This is a genomic window from Streptomyces sp. NPDC005899 (assembly GCF_040629645.1).
Classification (GTDB): Bacteria; Actinomycetota; Actinomycetes; order Streptomycetales; family Streptomycetaceae; genus Streptomyces.
In genome coordinates, this window is record NZ_JBEXWB010000684.1 from 1 (window position 1) to 1,339 (window position 1,339).

General features: G+C 79.5%; 2 pseudogenes. Both read left to right on the forward strand.

The features are described from left to right. Positions 1-1,223 (forward strand): annotated as a pseudogene (locus ABZ371_RS32640) (adenylate/guanylate cyclase domain-containing protein); the annotation flags it as partial. 3 nt (positions 1,224-1,226) lie between these two features. Further along, positions 1,227-1,339: pseudogene (locus tag ABZ371_RS32645) on the forward strand (serine protease); the annotation flags it as partial.

The window sequence follows — 1,339 nt, forward strand, 5'->3', positions numbered from 1 at the left end:
GGGCCGGCGCCCAGGCCGCCGCCCGTTCCGACCTCTCCTGGGCCCACAGCCTGCTGGAGCGCGCGGTCGGCCTCGACCCCGACGACGCCGGATCGGTCCGCAGGCTCGGCGAGGTGCGGGTGGCCCTGGGCGGAACCGAGTCCGGTGCGGCCCTGCTGCGCCGGGTACGGGACCTGGAGTCCGCGCCGGTCGAGTCGGCGCACGCCCGGCTGGCACTCGTGGGGCTCGATCCCGGCGGCCCGGGGCCCGGGGTCACCGCCACGGCCCGTGCGGTGCTGCCGGTCTTCGAGGCGGCGGGCGACTCGGTGGGGCGGGCCCGGGCACACCTGCGGCTGGCCCAGCGGCTCCAGCAGGCGGGCCGGCACGAGGAGTCGGAACGCGATCAGGCGCGGGCCCTGGAGCAGGCGGTGCTGGCCGGGGCCGAGCCGGAGCGCGCCGGAGCGCTCGGGGCCATCGGCATCTCCCTGTGGCGCGGCCCGGCTCCCGCACACGAGGCGGTGGAACGCTGCCGGGACCTCCTGGCGGAGCACGGCGGGGGGCGCCCCACGGTCCGGCTCACCCTGAACTGCCCCCTGGCCGTGCTGTACGCCCTCCAGGACCGGCCCCACGAGGCCTACCGCTGCCTGGCCGAGGCGGCGGAACTGGCCCGGAAGCTGCGGTTCGCCGAGGCGGAGGTGTTCCTGCCGGTGTTCCGGGCGGCGGTGGAGTCGCTGCTCGGCCACGGCTCCGCCGCGCTGGAGCTGCTGGCCCGCGCCGACGAGGCGGCGCGGCGCACCGGCATGACGGGGATGCGGACGGCCGTCGCCCTGGACGCCGCCCGCATCGAGCTCGACTCGGGGCGCACGCGCCGGGCGGCCACCCGGCTCGCCGGTATCGGGGACGGGGTGGAGCTGAGCCACGCCGACGCGGTCGACCTGCGCGGGATGCGCGGCCGGCTGTCGGCAGCCGAGGGGCGCCCGACCGCGGCGGTGGCCCACGCGGACCGGGCGGTGGCGGCGTCGCTGCTCACCGACTCCCCCGTGGTCCAGGCGACGGCCGAACTGGACCGTGCCGCCACCCTGTACGCGCTGGGGCGGCGGGCGGACGCCCGGGCCTGCGCACGGGCCGCGCGGGAGAGGTTCGCGGCCAAGGGCCACCTGCCGGGGGTCCGCCGGGCCGCCGCCTGCGTGCCGGAGGAGCCCGTGCCGGACGGGACCGCGCTCACCACGACGGAGAGGAGCTGACCGATGGAGGCCACCGGAACAGGCACGGCACCGGGGCGGGGGCTGACCTGGAGCCTGCGCGGACGCGGCCCCGAGGACGTACCGGTGGCCGCCGACCCCGGCCCGCCGGGCGGGCG